The organism is Flavobacterium luteolum (assembly GCF_027111275.1).
GTDB classification, from domain to species: domain Bacteria; phylum Bacteroidota; class Bacteroidia; order Flavobacteriales; family Flavobacteriaceae; genus Flavobacterium; species Flavobacterium luteolum.
The window spans coordinates 5,285,959-5,303,197 of sequence record NZ_CP114286.1 but is presented as its reverse complement, the minus strand read 5'-3'; the positions used below and the strand labels follow the sequence as shown (position 1 = coordinate 5,303,197).

7 protein-coding genes are annotated in these 17,239 nt (G+C 35.8%); 6 read left to right on the top strand and 1 reads right to left on the bottom strand.

Annotated elements, in window-relative coordinates:
• Positions 1-102: 102 nt before the first annotated feature.
• The 4 genes from OZP10_RS22505 to OZP10_RS22490 all read left to right on the top strand — a co-directional run bounded on the left by OZP10_RS22505 (position 103) and on the right by OZP10_RS22490 (position 8,475).
• On the top strand, positions 103-5,775 hold the full coding sequence (locus OZP10_RS22505; protein ID WP_281632888.1) for an MBG domain-containing protein: 5,673 nt from the start codon (positions 103-105) through the stop codon (positions 5,773-5,775).
• Positions 5,776-5,846: 71 nt separating this feature from the next.
• Positions 5,847-6,680 (top strand): hypothetical protein, encoded by an 834-nt coding sequence (locus tag OZP10_RS22500; protein WP_281632887.1) that lies wholly within the window; start codon positions 5,847-5,849, stop codon positions 6,678-6,680.
• A gap of 343 nt (positions 6,681-7,023) precedes the next feature.
• A complete protein-coding gene (locus OZP10_RS22495; protein WP_281632886.1) occupies positions 7,024-7,638 on the top strand; it encodes a YdeI/OmpD-associated family protein in 615 nt (204 codons plus the stop codon).
• Between the two features lie 168 nt (positions 7,639-7,806).
• Entirely contained in the window at positions 7,807-8,475 is a 669-nt protein-coding gene (locus OZP10_RS22490; RefSeq protein ID WP_281632885.1) for an ankyrin repeat domain-containing protein, read from the top strand.
• 285 nt (positions 8,476-8,760) lie between these two features.
• Here OZP10_RS22490 and OZP10_RS22485 read toward each other — a convergent pair whose 3' ends face one another.
• Positions 8,761-11,373, bottom strand: coding sequence for a beta-glucosidase (locus OZP10_RS22485; protein WP_281632884.1), 2,613 nt, complete (start codon positions 11,371-11,373; stop codon positions 8,761-8,763).
• Positions 11,374-11,703: 330 nt separating this feature from the next.
• Between OZP10_RS22485 and OZP10_RS22480 the strand changes: the two genes are divergently transcribed.
• Both OZP10_RS22480 and OZP10_RS22475 read left to right on the top strand, forming a co-directional pair.
• A complete protein-coding gene (locus OZP10_RS22480) occupies positions 11,704-16,032 on the top strand; it encodes a hybrid sensor histidine kinase/response regulator transcription factor (RefSeq protein ID WP_281632883.1) in 4,329 nt (1,442 codons plus the stop codon).
• Between the two features lie 413 nt (positions 16,033-16,445).
• On the top strand, positions 16,446-17,201 hold the full coding sequence (locus tag OZP10_RS22475; RefSeq protein WP_281632882.1) for a hypothetical protein: 756 nt from the start codon (positions 16,446-16,448) through the stop codon (positions 17,199-17,201).
• Positions 17,202-17,239: the final 38 nt, after the last annotated feature.

The following is a 17,239-nucleotide window of genomic DNA, read 5'->3' as shown; positions in this document are numbered from 1 at the left end:
GTCACAATGACTTTTTGGGCTATAGATTTTTTTGAATAAAACTTTTTGGAGCATCTCTTACCATAGCCTCTATTTTACTTTTGTCTGCAAAAAAAATAGACTATGACAAAAACTACTTATTCGCTGAGAGTGGTCTTAAAAAAAACACGCGATCGGCTGCTTTCAAGATTATCGATACTGATGGTTTTTATTTTGCTGAGTTTTGCCAGCGGGATAGCACAGACATCTCAATCATTTTGCGGTTCTGCAACTGTTACTAACTTGAGTACAGGAACTACTGTCGGCAGTAGTTATAAATGGTACAGCTCCGACATCAGCCCAACAGCATTGAACTCAACTACAGCACTCGCTACTGGTAATTATTATTTAGAAGAAATATTTGCTCCCATAACATTAGGAAGTGGCTTCAATAAAGAAACTTCAGTTGCCGTAGATGCAGCAGGAACTATTTATGTGTCAGATCAGCTTAATAACGCAATTAAAAAAATGTCTCCTGACGGGCTTACTATTACAACTTTAAAAAGTGGACTCAGTGGTCCATTTGGTATTGCTTTAGATGCCGCCGGAAATGTTTATGTAGCAGAAAGTACTAATAATGCAGTTAAAAAAATATCTGCCGACGGAAGTACTGTTACAACTTTAGGAGGCGGTTTTAACAGACCTTGTAATGTGGCTGTAGATGCTGCTGGATACATATATGTAGCAGATCAATTTAATAATGCTATAAAAAAAATCTCTCCTGATGGCGTTACTACAACAACATTAGCAATTGGATTTAATCGTCCGCAAGGAATTGCTTTAGATGCTGCCGGAAACATTTATGTATCAGATACCAACAATAATGCTATTAAAAAAATAGCTCCTGATGGGAGTGTTAAAAGTTTAAGGACTATTGGAATTAATAATCCAATTGGACTTGCAATAGATGCTTTTGGAAATATATATGAAGCAGATTACGGAACAAACAGCATTAATAAAATATCTCCTGATGGGCTTACTATTTCAACTGTAAGAAATGATTTTAACCGTCCGTACGGTGTTTTTATAGATGGTTCGGGAAATATTTTTGTAGCAGATACCAACAATAGTCTCGTAAAAAAAATTGTTGTTACCAGAAATGCAGTGAATGTTGCTGTAAATCCTGTACCTGCCGCACCTACTGTGTCTACTCCGGTAGTTTATACTCTTGGAGCAACGGCGTCTGCCTTAACTGCGACAAACGGTACAAATTTGAAATGGTATACAGATGCTACAACAAGCACAAGCGTTTCGACAATTACGCCTTTAACTAGTGCTTTGGGAACAACTTCTTATTGGGTTTCGCAAACTGTAAACGGTTGCGAAAGTACAAGGGCGAAAATTAATGTTACGGTAAATCCAGCCGTACCAAATATTTCATATGCGGGAGTTAAGACAACATATATTACGGGAACTGCTATAGCATCTTTGACTCCTACCAATACAGGAGGTACACCGGAACCAAACCCTACAAAAACTTATACAATTAGTCCGGCTTTACCTGTCGGTTTGTATTTTGATACTACATCGGGTGTTATTTCGGGTACACCAACGGCTCCAACTGCCTCAAATACTTATACTATTACTACACAAAATGCTGGTGGAGTAAATAATACAAAAATCACGTTTGCTATCTCTGTGCCAATTGTAACAAGTGTAGATGTCCCTGCAAATAAAATATACACTGTTGGGAATAGCCAGGATTTTTTAGTTAATTTCAATGGAAATATTACGGTTACCGGAACACCTCAATTGGAAATAGCCATTGGAGCAACAACGCGCCAAGCTATTTATATGAGTGGTTCGGGGACGAGTGGTTTATTGTTTAGATACATTGTTCAATCTGGTGAATTAGATGATGATGGTATTACTGTCGGCACTTTAGTTCTTAACGGAGGCACTTTAAAAGACTCTGGAATAAACGATGCTGACTTACTATTAAATAATGTAGGTGAGACTACAGCTGTTTTAGTTGATGCTGTCGGACCAACCGCATCTATAGTGGTTGCAGATATAAACTTGACGATTGGTAAAACGAGTTTGGTAACTTTTACTTTTTCAGAAGCAGTGACAGGTTTTACCAATGCTGATTTTACAGTAGAAAGCGGAACATTAAGCGCAGTAAGTTCATCAGATGGCGGTGTTACTTGGACAGCCTATCTTACACCAACGCCAAATATTACAGATGCAAGTAATATTATAACATTGAACAATGCTGGCATAACAGATCTAGCAGGTAATGCAGGGAACGCTAGGACCTATTCTAATAACTATGCCGTAGATACAGCTGCACCAACCGCATCTATAGAGGTTGCAGATACAAATTTGAAGATTGGTGAAACGAGTTTGGTAACTTTTACTTTTTCAGAAGCAGTGACAGGTCTTACCAATGCTGGTTTTATAGTAGAAGGCGGAACATTAGGCGCAGTACGTTCATTAGATGGCGGTGTTACTTGGACAGCCTATCTTACACCGACACCAAATGTTGCAGACGCGACTAATATTATAACATTGTTCAATACTGGTGTAACAGATGCAGCAGGTAATACAGGAATCGGAACTACCGATTCTAATAACTATGCCATAGATACAGCTGCACCAGAAATTATAAATTTGACTGTACCTGTAAATGGAACATATACAACTGGAAATACTCTAGATTTTACGGTTAATTTTCCTGAAAGTGTATTTGTTAGTGGTACACCGCAATTAGCAATAACTATTGGGGCTACAACTCACCAAGTTGATTATTTTAGCGGCTCAGGTTCGAGTAGTTTAACCTTTAGATACATCGTTCAAGCTGGAGAATTAGATACTGATGGTATTGAGATTGGCACTATAACGCTTAATGGAGGAGCTTTAAGAGACTTTGCAACAAACGATGCAAATTTACTGTTGAATAATGTAGGTGTGACTACGGCTGTTTTAGTTGATGCAACTATTAGCCCTACGATTACTTTTGCAGATATTAGCAAAATCTATGGCGATGCTGATTTTGATTTAACTGCAATTTCTGATTCTCCAGGAAACATCAGTTATTCTATAATTGCAGGGGGAACAGGTTCGGTAATTTTGTCCGGAACAAATAATAAAAAAGTTACATTAGTCAATGCTGGTACTGTAGCAATACGAGCGACTCAGGTTGCTGATAGGAATTATAGATCAGGATTAAGAGATATTACTCTTACTATTGAAAAAAAATCAATTTCAGTCACGGCAGATAGTCAAACAAAAACTTACGGCTCAACCGATCCTGCTTTGAGTTATACGTCTTTACCGGGTCTAGTTGGAAGCGATTCCTTTACAGGAGCTTTATCAAGAACTGCAGGCGAGAATGTAGGATCTTATGCTATAAGACAAGGAACCTTAAGCGCCGGTTCAAATTATGCGATTAGTTTTACAGAAAGCGATCTTGCAGTTACTGCTAAACCAATTGCAGTGACAGCAGATAGTCAAACCAAAATCTACGGTTCTGCAGATCCTGTTTTGACTTATACATTTTCAACGGGTTTAGTTGGAAGTGATGTCTTTACGGGAGCTTTATCAAGAACAGCAGGCGAGAATGTAGGATCTTATGCTATCGGACAAGGAACCTTAAGCGCTGGTTCAAATTATGCGATTAGTTACACAGAAAGCAATCTTGCAGTTACCGCTAAACCAATTTCAGTCACAGCAGATAGTCAAACCAAAATCTACGGTTCTGCAGATCCTGTTTTGACTTATACATTTTCACCTGGTCTAGTTGGAAGCGATTCCTTTACAGGAGCTTTATCAAGAACTGCAGGCGAGAATGTAGGATCTTATGCTATCGGACAAGGAACCTTAAGTGCTGGTTCAAATTATGCGATTAGTTTCACAGAAAGCGATCTTGCAGTTACCGCTAAACCAATTGCAGTGACCGCAGATAGTCAAACCAAAATCTACGGTTCTGCTGATCCTGTTTTGACTTATACATTTTCACCAGGTTTAGTTGGAAGCGATTCCTTTACAGGAGCTTTATCAAGAACAGCGGGCGAGAATGTAGGATCTTATGCTATCGGACAAGGAACCTTAAGTGCTGGTTCAAATTATGCGATTAGTTACACAGAAAGCAATCTTGCAGTTACCGTTAAACCAATTGCAGTCACAGCAGATAGTCAAACCAAAATCTATGGTTCTGCTGATCCTGTTTTGACTTATACATTTTCACCAGGTTTAGTTGGAAGTGATTCCTTTACGGGAGCTTTATCAAGAACAGCAGGCGAGAATGTAGGATCTTATGCTATCGGACAAGGAACCTTAAGTGCTGGTTCAAATTATGCGATTAGTTACACAGAAAGCAATCTTGCAGTTACTGCTAAACCAATTGCAGTCACAGCAGATAGTCAAACCAAAATCTACGGTTCTGCTGATCCTGTTTTGACTTATACATTTTCACCGGGTTTAGTTGGAAGTGATGTCTTTACGGGAGCTTTATCAAGAACAGCAGGCGAGAATGTAGGATCTTATGCTATCGGACAAGGAACCTTAAGCGCTGGTTCTAATTATGCGATTAGTTTCACAGAAAGCGATCTTGCAGTTACTGCTAAACCAATTGCAGTGACAGCAGATAGTAAAACCAAAATCTACGGCTCTGCTGATCCTGTTTTGACTTATACATTTTCACCGGGTTTAGTTGGAAGTGATGCCTTTACAGGAGCTTTATCAAGAACAGCAGGCGAGAATGTAGGATCTTATGCTATCGGACAAGGAACCTTAAGCGCTGGTTCAAATTATGCGATTAGTTACACAGAAAGCAATCTTATAGTTACTGCTAAACCAATAACTGTAACGGCAGATGATTTTCAAACAAAAGTGTACGGAGAAACAGATTCAACTCTTACCTATTCGGTTTCACCAGCTTTAGTTAGAAATGATATTTTCTCAGGTACATTAAAAAGAGCAATTGGAGAGAATGTTGGAACTTATGAAATAGGACAAGGAACTTTGACTGCGGGTAACAATTATGCCATTACGTATATAGGCAAAGACTTTGAAATTACCAGAGCAAATCAGGTAATCACTTGGAATCAAACTTTAGTTTCGAATTGTGATGGAGCAACTTCAACTGTATTAACTGCTAGTTCAAATAGTGGTTTACCAATAAGTTATGTTTCTTCGAATATAGATGTGGTAACGATTTTCAATAATGAATTAATCTTTAAAAATTCTGGTTCAGGTACTATTACTGCTTCACAAGCTGGTAATAACAATTATTATGCAGCTGAAAGTATAACATTACCAGTTTTAAATAGCCAGCCAAATTTAATCAGGCAACAGTTTGACAATGTTATTTTCTTTGATAATAGTTCAAAAGAATTTACATCGTATGCGTGGTACAAAGACGGAATTCTTGTTGCAGATCAAACTTTGCAATATTACAAAGAAGCTGGAGGTTTAAACGGAACATATTACGCAGTTGCTAAAAAATTAGACGGAACATTAATCACTTCTTGTCCATTAAAGTTGTCTTCAACTGCAACAAATGAGGTGATTAAAATTATTCCGAATCCAGTTAAAAGTAATGAGACTTATCAATTGGTTACCAATTTTGATCCAGCTAAAATGATAAATTCTCGTGTTGATGTGTTTAGTATAAGTGGATCGTTGGTAGATCAAAAAGTGACCAATGAAAATGAGACTACTTTACTGGCTCCAGCTGTTGAAGGTGTCTATATTGTAAGGCTCACTTTAACAAATGGTAAAACGTTTACAAAAAACCTTTTAGTGAAAAACTAAATAAATGAATGAGTTTGAAATCCCCATTATTTATAAATGGGGATGGATTATTCTGGTAAAAAATAACAGACATGAAATTTAATCGTAAACACATATTAGGAATTATATTAGCGCTTTTTTCTACAATTGCGAATGCTCAATTTTACGTAGGGGTACAAACAGGAGCAGCTAGTCTTGAAAGTAACGTAGCAGGAACAGTAGCCGAAACTAAAATGGGAGGAGCTGTAAAAGCTGGATATATTTATTCCTTTACAAAAAACATCGGAATTGGATCAGGATTAGAATTCTCACAATACAAGCAAAATGTATCTTTGGTTTCTTCTTCTACTACACTGACAAATTATGAAGTAGATGCTTCTGGTTCGGCATTTATTTATAGTGTTACTACCAGTAATTATAAAGAAAAACAAACATTGCAGGCCCTTCAAATCCCACTTTTTTTGCAATTTAAAATGAACATTAACAAAGGGATTGATTTTAATTTTAGAGGAGGAGTAAAGTATTTTTTACCGGTTAGTTATAAAATAAAAGCGACTGCAGAGAATGTAAATGGTAGTGCTTATTACCCTGATTTTAATTTGACAATTAATGATTTGCCAGAATATGGAATAGGGCAGGGAAGCAGTTATTCTGGATCAGGAGAATACGAAACAAAAGGTATTTTTATGAGCTCTTTTGAGTTCGGATTTACATTTGATATTGGTAAAAAGAATGCTTTATATGCTGCGATGTTTCTCGAAAACGGATATGGAACCATACTTGATCAAAACAAGAATCAGTCTTATGTTGGATACAATCCAGCATCAACCGCCGACAGAAAAGCTAATGGTTTGTACAGTACAGAACAAAATGCTAAAATCACTCCAGCAGCATTTGGTTTGACATTGGAATGGAATTTTAAATGATAATATATCAAAGGTTTAGGCGATTATTATTCTGTCAAACATTTGCAGATAATTAAGAAATAATAGAATAAAATTAAAACAACTTTCGGGTTGTTTTTTTTATTTAATAATGTTTTTGCAGTTTAAATTCTTATCTCAGATGAAGCTTTTACACTAAGAAAGAATGTTTATATTTAATGTTATATTTAAGGATAAAAATATATTTTCGTTTTAGTAGATTTGTTATAAATTAGAGCAATTTGGGTTGTCATAATTTAAGAGAAAAAAAGGGTACTATTTTGTATTATAGTTTATTAGAGTTTAAATGTTGTGAAATTTCATCACAAAATAAATAGTTCAATCAATGGAAAATTATAACAAAGACGTTACAGCTTACATTGCAAAAATGGCTGACTTTGCAAAGCCTATTTTAAGCCATTTACGAGAGATAATTTTTAGCGCCTGTCCCGAGGCAGAGGAAAATATTAAATGGGGAACACCACATTATTCTTATAAAGGCGATCATCTAGTTATGATGGGCGGTTTTAAACAGCATTGTTCATTTAGTCTGTATAAAGCTGAATTAATGAAAGACAAAGAGATTCAGGCAAGCGTGCAGGCAGGCAAGAAATTTGGATATTTAGACAAGATAAAAGACTTATCTGAACTGCCAAACAAAGAAAAACTAACTGCATATATTAAAGAAGCAATGGTTTTAAATGAGAACGGCACTCCTAAACCCAAACCAGTAAAAGAAAAATCAGCTGCCGAAGTTGTCGCTCCTCAAGAATTTATAGATGCATTGAAGAAGGATGGCAAAGCAACTGAAATTTTTGAAAGTAAATCACCATCATTCCGTAAAAATTATATTATCTGGATTGCAGACGCAAAAACAGATGAAACCAGAAATAAAAGAATTGTGCAATCTCTAGAATGGATTGCAGAGGGGAAAGATAGATTTTGGCAATCCAAGAAATAATAAGATGAGGTTAGTTCAATTGTTTGCATTTGCGCAGTGACGCTTCTTAGAACAATTATGCCGATTTGATTCTTATTGATACCAGTTGTTGCACAGAAGGAGTTTTATGTATATTGCCAATAAAATATCTGACTTAAAATGTAAATATTTTTTCTAATTTACCTGTCCATGAAAAATAGTATAGTCCTTTTAATAACACTAATAATCTCTGTTGGTTCCTGCCAGCTAGCCAGAGCTTTAAAAAAAAATGAAATTATGCAAAAAGATATCCTGCATTTGGTGTATCAGAATGATACCTTAGGAGTTGTGAAAGCTTTAGAGAATGGAGCAGATGTAAATACCACGGATAGTAATAAACGTTCTCTGCTGCTTATTGCTACAATGGGTAAGCAAGTTGAAATGGCGAAGATCTTAGTAAAGCATAAAGCAGATGTGAACCAGCAAGCTGAGAATAAGGACAGCGCTTTTCTGTATGCTGGTGCAAGTGGTCAGACTGAATTGGTACAGTTATTTTTGAACAATGGTGCACGTTTTGATATTTTCAACCGCTATAATGGATCTGCACTTATACCTGCCTGTGAACGTGGTCATATTGAAACAGTGAGATTGCTTGCAAATACTAAGTACTATCCGATTGATCATATTAACCGCTTAGGATGGACCGCTTTAATGGAGGCTATTGTATTAGGAGATGGAAGCTTGAAATACCAGCAGATTGTTCGAATTTTGAAAGATGCAGGAGCGAAAATGGATATCCCTGACCACGATGGCGTAACCCCATTACAGCATGCGGAATCAAAAGGGTTTAAGGAAATCGTGGCTATCATAAAATCATAAGTATACTCGATGAGGTAACGATATTTCCTGCGCAGATTATTGGCACATTTACGCATGTTAGAAGCAATTTGAGAAGCTCCAATTGCGCACCATGTTAAATTTCCTTCAGCAAAAAAGTAAGCTTTAACATCTTGCTTACGTTTGCGGTCTACGGTCTACGGTACAACCGTAGACCGAAACCACAATAAAATAAATAATAAAAACCGCATAATCCGCGAAAGCGAGGTTTGGGTTTATTGTAAATACTAACAATAGTTAATAGCTAGTTTTATAGTTTGTAAAAACCTAATTTTCAAGGGTTATGGTTTTTCCGTTAAAATTTATTCTTCTACTTTGAATATCACTAGATCCATCTGGTTGTTTTCCTCCAACGAAAATGGTAAACCAGCCAGGTTCTACAACTCTCTGTTTTTTCTTATTTATCATAGAAAGCTGTCTTGGAGTAATGGTAAAAGTAACGGTCTTTGTTTCTCCTTTTTTAAGATGAATTCGCTCAAAACCTTCTAACTGGCATATCGGACGTGGAGTTGAGGCTTTTTCGTCTTTAATGTACAATTCAGCCACTTCATCTCCATCACGTTCCCCTGTATTGGTTATATCAACAGAGACATTAAAATCTACATCAGAATTGAAATCTTTAGGAAGCTGTAAATTAGAATATTTAAAAGTCGTGTAACTTAAACCAAATCCGAAAGGATAAAGAGGTGTTTTATGAAAATATCTATAAGTTCTGCCTTCCATATCATAATTTTCAAATTTAGGAAGCTGATCTACAGATTTGTAATACGTTACAGGAAGCCTTCCAGCTGGATTGTAATCTCCAAAAAGAACATCTGCAATCGCATTACCGCCTTGCTGCCCTGGATATCCCGCCGTTAAAATAGCAGGCAGATTATCATTGGCCCAATTTACAGAAAGTGCACTTCCATTAATTAAAACTAATACCACAGGTTTTCCCGTAGCTTTAACCGCTTTCATAAGTTCTTCTTGATTAGCAGGAAGATCCAAACTGGTTCGGTCACCACCATTAAAACCATCCGCTTCCACTTTCATTTCTTCGCCTTCCAGACGCTCATTCAGTCCTAAAACAAGAACTACGGCATCTGCTTGCTCTGCTGTCTGGACTGCCTTTTGTAATAAGCCTTCTTCAGATTCTGCCCATAATAGCTGTGCAATGGCATCTCCATAGAAGTTTTGGTATTTAACTTCTATTTTATATTTTTTGCCCGCCTCTAAATCGATTTTCTGTGGACGAAAACGCGGATGATGATTATTTTTTCCTCCAGTAGTTTTTCCGCCTTCAATTTCAACAGTCATAAAAGGTTTCGACCATTCTGAAATATTGTAAGTTCCCGTTTTAGGAACCGTTAGATAACCAGTCCATTTCACGCTATAGTTGCCCATTTTCAAACGAGGATCTGGTGTGTTGATATCCCAATGAAAATCAACATTGTCGTCTATACGAGTAAAAAGAGGTTTTCCGTTCCATTCGCGGTTGTCATAGTATTCTCCAATTAAACCTTGAGTTCCGTTTTCATTCTGGAAATATATTGATGGTATAATTTTCATTTCAGGAACTCCTTTTGCTAAATCAGTTCCTTTAGCATATAAAACTTTAGCATTTGGCTCCAATTTATTCTGAATTCCTTTTAAAACGGTAACAGGATTACTTGGAACTCCGCTGTAATTTCCCCATAAAGATTGAATGTCATCAGCATTCGGTCCAATAACGGCAATCGTTTTGATATCTTTAGAAAGCGGCAGAGCGTTATTTTGATTTTTCAAAAGAACAATGCTTTTTTGCGAAGCCGTTCTGGCAAGAAAATCGTTAGCCGCATTATTGTTGACTGAATACGGAATCTGCGCAAAAGGAACAATCTCATCTGGATCAAACATTCCTAACTTAAAGCGAGCAGTAAATAAACGCTTCACGGCAGTATCAATGTCTGCTTCAGCAATTAATTTACGGTCAACGGCTTCTTTCAGAGATTGAAAACTGCTTCCACATTCCAAATCTAAACCATTTTTTACCGCCAATGCAGAAGCACTTGCGGCATCATTTGTTATTTTATGATATTTCCAAATATCCGTGACAGCGCCACAATCTGATACGATATAGCCCTTAAATCCCCAGACATTTCTCAAAATATTAAAAAGAAAAGGGCTTGCACTGGCCGACTCCCCTCTAAAACGGTTGTATGCACCCATTACAGAATAAACATGTCCCTCTTTTACCAAAGTTCTAAAGGCAGGAAGATAGGTTTCATAAAGATCAATATCGCTTGTATTCGCATCAAAAAAATGACGGGACGGTTCTGGGCCAGAATGCACAGCATAATGTTTGGCTGTAGCAACTACTTTTAAATATTTTTCGTTATTGCCTTGAAGGCCATTTACATAATTAAGACCTAACTGGCTTGTTAAAAACGGATCTTCCCCATACGTTTCATGTCCGCGTCCCCAGCGCGGATCGCGAAAGATGTTCACATTAGGTGACCAAAAAGTCAATCCCTGATACATTCCGTGCTGTCCTCTTCGTAGATATTCATGATGTTTGGCACGAGCTTCATCAGAAATTGCGCTTGCAACATCCAATATCAGCTGGCGGTCCCAAGAGGAAGCAATTGAAATGGATTGCGGAAAAACAGTGGCAAATCCTGCGCGAGCAACGCCATGCAGCGATTCGTTCCACCAGTTGTATTCTGGAACTCCTAAACGGTCAATTGCAGGAGCAGAATCCATTAACTGATTTATTTTTTCGTCTAATGACATTCTCGATACCAAGTCATTGACACGCTGTTCTGTTGGCAGATTTGGATTTTTGTACGGAAAACTTTCTTGCGCAAAGGTGGTTAAAGCAAAAAAATGTAACGCAATAACTATGGATTTTCTTTTCATAGGTTTTGGATAGTATTAGGTTTATTATTTTTTGATTCGCTGTTTTTACAACAGGAATGCGAATGAGCAAACATCAATAGTAAAGCAAAAAGCTATTTTGTTTTCTGCTGACTTACAAAATTAGATTTTTATCCCTCTAAAGTTGGGATAAATTACTAATTAAAGTATGCTATAAAGCTTTACATTAATAATTTATGATTTTTGCTGAAAATGAAGAAGGGAGACAAATTGCTATTTTTATGGTGGTATTTTGCTGCAATAGTCACTTCTCCTAGGTTAGGAAAAGAATTTTGATATTTTTGTGATCTACTTAATTTTATAAAGTTTTAAATGAAAAGAAATCTACTCGTATTTTTTTTTTGCTGGATAAGTGTTCTGTGCAATGCGCAGCCTTCTGGTACACTGACTCATTTTGCAAACGATTTAAAGTTAAGGCAATCTCGTATTCTTGATATTCAGCAAGACAAAAAGGGATTTATTTGGCTCTCTACTTTTAACGGATTGATTCGTTACGATGGAAGCACATTTCAGAAATTTAGAGTAAAACAGAACAGTTCTCTGAATTTAATTTCCAATCGCGTTTTCAAGTTTAAGTTTGATAATAGCGACCGAATTTGGATTCAGTCTGAGAAAAATGATATTTATTATTTTGACACTCGCGAGCTAAGTTTTCATTATCCAATTGAAGTCGCGCCCTTAAAGACTGCAAATATTGCATTTGTAGATTTTAAGGTAATGCCTTCGGGAAGAGTTTGGCTTTTTCCCGAAGAGAAAAATTATGTGATTGCTTTTGAAAAAAATAAAGAAGTTAGGAAAATTGCCTTTGATCCGACAAAGCGCTGTGGAAAAATCCGTGATATTTATGAGGATAAACAGGGAACAACCTGGTTTTTTACTGAAGCAGGCACTTGCAGATTAGACAAGTCTGGCAGAGAGCCTCAATATTTCTTTTTTAATGGAAAACCTTGTTTGTACAATTCATTTTTAGAGACCAAAGAAGATATCATCTTTGGAGGAAACAATGGAGAACTGGCACGTTATAATAAAAAAGCAAGTACATTTTTTGACTTTCTGCTTGATATTAAAGAAGATATCATTTATACCGAACTTGTTGCCAATACTAAAATGCTTATAATAACAGCAGGGCAGATTTTTTATTTTTACGATCTGAAAACAGGAAAGTTAGATGCCTATAACAACAAAACTTTAGCGGGATTTCCAAACAAAAAAATCAATTATTTAGGCTCAACACGTTCCAGACAATTTTGGTTTGAAGCTCAAGGAGAAGGTGTGTTTCAGTTCGATCTGCTGACCAAAAAGATCACGCGCATGCCTGTTGATTACAGTGACTCTGCAACAGCTGGAGGACAAAGGAAAAGTTTTATGATTACGTCTCCAAATGGAACGGTTTGGATACAATCTGGAAATGCTCCATTTTCTTATTGGGATGAAAAAAATAATAAACTTTCTTCTATCATTAGATGCATTAACGAATCAAAAGAGTCGGTTTCAGATTTAATGCATACGGCAATGTTTGACCGATTAGGAAATCTTTGGTTTTGCTCTTTTAAACAAGGACTAGATTTGGTGACTTTTAGCAACAGTAATTTTTCGACTCTAAATCTCGATTCTTCAAATGATCATCATAAACACAACGTGCGAAGTTTGATGAAAGATAATAGTGGAAATCTTTGGGTTGCAAGCCGTAAAGAAAAAATTGCTTTGTTTGACAGTCAAAAAAAGAAAATCGGATTTTTGGCTTCTGACGGAACATTATCTTCTTCAGGACCGGGTTGGGGAGCCGATATTTACAGTATGCTTCAGGATAACAAAGGCAGAATTTGGGTAGGAACTAGAGGAAATGGATTATTTTGCCTATCTCCAACTGATCAGCCTTTTAAATATAAAGTTGTTCATTATAAATACAATGAAAATGACAATTACGGTTTAAACTCAGATGATGTTTTTAAAATCTTTCAAGCTTCAAACGGACAGATTTATATTGCAACTTGGGGTGGCGGGGTCAATATTATTCGTGAATCAAACGGCAGAATTCAATTCATTAATTTTAAAAATGAATTAAGAAACTATCCAATAAAAACAGCAGACAAAGTCCGTTCGATTGTAGAAAACAAAAACCATAAGATATTTTTTATTTCATCCTATAAATTGTTTTCTTTTTCGGAAGACACTAAATCGACAAACAAAATAAAATTTAATGAATATTCTCAAGTTTCAGGAAATGATATTTTGGATATTCTAATCACCCATGACAATCAGATGGCATTGGCAACCAACGGCATGGGATTGATAATGGCAGATTTAGATAAAAAAGGACAATTGAACGTTAAATCTATTTGGAATGAAATGGTTTCTTTTCCAGTTGAAGGAGTTGTAGCCATTCAGGAAGATAAAGCGGGTAAAATCTGGCTGATGAGCGACAATCAGATTGTTCGTTTTGACCATAAAAAAAACAGCGCCGAAACGTTTCCAGAATTAAAATCAATTATTGGAACCGAGATATTTTCTGAGGCAACAAAATGCGAACTTTTAAATGGAGAAATAGCGGTAGGTTATTCTAATGGCGTTATTTATTTCAAACCAGAAAATATAAAACCTTTCCATTTTAAACCTTATTTAGCGATTTCTGGATTTTTGGTGAATAATAAAGAATTACACGAAATAAATCCTGAAACTCCAAAAAATCCTGATTTGCTGGAAGAAGTTACGCTGGAACACAATCAGAATTTTTTCAGAGTTCAAATTTCGGCTCTGGATTATTTAAAAAGCGAAAATATTGTGTACCGCTACAAATTGGAAGGTATTGATAAACAATGGAACTACATTAAAGGCGGACAGTCTATTAACTATACCAATTTGGGCAGAGGAAGTTATACGCTTTTGGTTTCTTCCACTAACGGACATAATTTATGGATGAACAACGAAAGGCGAATTAAGATCACGATTCGACCTTCAATCTGGGGAACTAATTTTGCTTATTTCTGCTATTTGATAGTAGCGGGAGGTTTGTTTTTTCTAACAAGAAGAGCCATTATTACTATTTTGAAACTTCGAAATGATGTGAAGCTGGAAAAACAAATGAGCGAATTGAAACTGAAATTCTTTACTGATATTTCCCATGAAATTCGCACGCCGCTTACTATGATTGCAGCGCCTTTGGAAGTGATGCTTGCAGATGATGATTTGAAAGATTCGGCAAAAGGGCAGCTTCGTATTATTGAAAAAAGCAGTAATAAATTATTGAACCTAGTCAATCAGATTTTGGATTTGAGAAGAGTGCAAGATAAAAAACTGGCTATTCGCGAAATCAATCTGGGAGAATTTGTATCTCAAATGTGTGAAGATTTTAGTGAGATGAGTACGCAGAGCAATATAAATTTGAAAGTTGATATTAATTCGTCAGAATCAAAAATTTGGGTAGATCCAGACAGTTTGGATAAAATTTTAATCAACTTACTTTCTAATGCTTTTAAATATTGCAACAAAGGAGATTCTATAGAGGTAAAAGTCGAAGAATCTGAGAAACATGTCTTTTTAACCGTAAGCGATAATGGACCAGGAATTAGTCCGACACTTCAAAAAAGGTTATTTGTGCGTTTTTCAAATTACAACGAAAACTTTTCTAATCCGAGTACAGGTCTTGGACTTTCTATTATTAAAGATATTGCCGATAAACATGGAGCTGAAATTTTAATTGACAGTACTCAAGGAAAAGGAAGCAGTTTTCAAATTGCATTTTTAAAAGGTTATCAGCACTTTAAAGACGATGTTGATATTTTATTGGAAGAAACGGAAGAGCATTTTTCTGATGAAATAAATCAAGATTTCGAAACGGAACAAGAAGCAATAATTATAGAAGAATCTGCTAGAGAGCATCCGATTGGACTTGTTGTAGAAGATGATCCAGAATTGCGCGCTTTTATTGTTTCTATTTTAGAAAGCGATTACACGATTTATACTGCCGAAAATGGCGATGAAGGTTACATAAAAGCAGAAGAGATTTTGCCAGATTTTGTTATTAGCGATATCATGATGCCAGAAAAAGACGGAATCGAAATGCTGAAATCCATTCGAGATAATTTAGCAACCAGCCATATTCCTGTTATTTTGCTTAGCGCGAAATCATCGATTGAAAGCAAATTGGAAGGTTTAGAATATGGAGCAGACGATTATGTGACCAAACCGTTTAATGTTAGTCTGTTAAAAGCAAGGGTAAAAAATGTTCTAGATCAGCGTGCCCGTTTGCAGCAATTGTTTTCTAGCGGAAGCACAATCGAAATTTTCAAAGAAGAACCACTTCAAATATCCAATAAAGACCAGAAATTTATGTTTCAGGTTATTGAATTCGTTAAAGAAAACATGTCAAATTCTGATTTTTCTGTTGACGAATTGGGGAAATTAATGTGCATGTCACGCGCTAGTTTTTTCAATAAGCTCAAAAGCATTACAGGCGCTTCTCCCGTTGTTTTCATTCGAGACATGCGATTAAGTGAAGCTGCAAGACTTTTGAAAGAAGATGATTTATTGATAAAGGAAATCTGTTTTGAAGTAGGTTTTAATGATCTAAAATACTTCGGAAAATGTTTCAGAGCAAAGTATGATCATACTCCAGCAGAATATCGTCGACAGTTTAATTGATTCAGTTATTTAAATAAAGACTATTTATATAGGAGCCTCATTATTTTAATGAGGCTTCTTTTTTAAAGAAAATAAAATAATCAAAAATAAGTCTTTAAATAAGCTATTGCGATATCTCTTTTTATTGATGTTGTTTTTTTTGCATTGTATAAAAAAAAGTAAGAAAATTTATTGAATAACTGTTTCTGAGTGCTTAAATAGCGATTTGTACCGTTTCGAAAAGCAAAAAATACCCCATTATCAGATATGCGATTTCTAGTTTTGCTTCATAATCTTAATTGATTTTTAACTAACTAACCTTAAAACCAAAATTATGAACCAAACTAAATTTAACATTCAACTGCCTATTTTGGACTGTAGTCCTAAATATGAATCAAACAGAAAATTTTCATCGTTTTTAAATTTTTAGAGATATGAAAATGATCAAAAATATGATTCTTGGAGCGGGGATTTTTTTTCTTCTTAATTCTTGCTCTAGTGACGACCTTAAATATGAAAGCCATACAGTTAAAAAGCTAGATTTTCAATTAAACGGAGAACCTTGGAATTTAAATGTAGGCATTTCAACTAGACCTGTTTTTGTGTATAAGGAAAACGGAGGATATTTTGCTAACTACAGTTCGCTTTATCCTTTTTCGTTAGACGATGGAAAATACAAATTGATAGCAACAGATTATCCCGAGCAAATGGTTCCATCTCCAACGAACCTTAACGAATTAATTGTTCCACAGCCTGCATTGGCAAACCAGCCAGTAAATTTATCAGATGCGATGCCTTATGCTTCACCATTTGAAGAACCATTGACGCTGAATATTGTTACGCGAACGGGAATTCTTCGTTTGAAGACTTTAGACATTGTGGCCGATAAAAGTTATACCACAATTAAAACTACAGTTTTGGTGAAGAGAAGTGGCTACAAAGTGGTCGACGGAACTTACATAAAAGAAGACATGTTTGTAACTAGAAGCAAAGCAACAACAAGTGGAGGGATAAACTACACAGATGATTTTGTTTTATTTCAAACAGGAGAAGAGGCAAATAACGTTCGTGTTAAAATAGAATGCCTCAACCAGAATATGGAAGTTGTGAAAACAAAAGAATTGCAAGGAACTTTTGCTATTGAAGGCAGTAAAGTAACAAGTGTCGACTTCCTTATAAATGAACCTTGATAAACTTCTTGTCAAAATAAACTAAAACCAAATACTAT

What these genes read in the sequence shown, in the direction of transcription:
- OZP10_RS22505 (WP_281632888.1), top strand. Translation starts at nt 103, where the DNA reads ATGACAAAAACTACTTATTCGCTGAGAGTGGTCTTAAAAAAAACACGC.
- OZP10_RS22500 (WP_281632887.1), top strand. Translation starts at nt 5,847, where the DNA reads ATGAAATTTAATCGTAAACACATATTAGGAATTATATTAGCGCTTTTT.
- OZP10_RS22495 (WP_281632886.1), top strand. Translation starts at nt 7,024, where the DNA reads ATGGAAAATTATAACAAAGACGTTACAGCTTACATTGCAAAAATGGCT.
- OZP10_RS22490 (WP_281632885.1), top strand. Translation starts at nt 7,807, where the DNA reads ATGAAAAATAGTATAGTCCTTTTAATAACACTAATAATCTCTGTTGGT.
- OZP10_RS22485 (WP_281632884.1), bottom strand. Translation starts at nt 11,373, where the DNA reads ATGAAAAGAAAATCCATAGTTATTGCGTTACATTTTTTTGCTTTAACC.
- OZP10_RS22480 (WP_281632883.1), top strand. Translation starts at nt 11,704, where the DNA reads ATGAAAAGAAATCTACTCGTATTTTTTTTTTGCTGGATAAGTGTTCTG.
- OZP10_RS22475 (WP_281632882.1), top strand. Translation starts at nt 16,446, where the DNA reads ATGAAAATGATCAAAAATATGATTCTTGGAGCGGGGATTTTTTTTCTT.